Source organism: Pseudomonas sp. HY13-MNA-CIBAN-0226 (assembly GCF_040310305.1).
GTDB lineage: Bacteria > Pseudomonadota > Gammaproteobacteria > Pseudomonadales > Pseudomonadaceae > Aquipseudomonas > Aquipseudomonas gregormendelii.
In genome coordinates this window covers 1-273 of record NZ_JBEOPS010000249.1, presented here as the reverse complement: position 1 = coordinate 273, position 273 = coordinate 1, and the positions used below count along the sequence as shown (strand labels likewise).

Here is a 273-nt window from a genome sequence, read left to right as displayed (position 1 = left end):
GCTTCGACGTCATCGCTCAGGCTGCGCATTTCTTGGGTAACGGCGGTTTGGTTGCCGCGCAGCACTTCCTGCATCGAGGTAAGCATATTGTCGATCAAGTCACCCAGGCGCAGGGTTTCGCGGGCAGCGTTCGCCAGGGCCAGGCTTGGGGTATTCAATGAGGCCAGGTCCAGATGGCGTGGCTTGGCTTTGCCATTGGTTTCGGGGCGTTCCGGCAGCAGCCATTCGCACAGGCGGGCCATGGGCCCGATGGTGGGCAACAGGATCAGGCAA

At 61.5% G+C, this 273-nt stretch carries 1 pseudogene; it reads right to left on the bottom strand.

Annotated elements, in window-relative coordinates:
* Positions 1-273: pseudogene (locus AAEZ05_RS28625) on the bottom strand (Na/Pi cotransporter family protein); the annotation flags it as partial.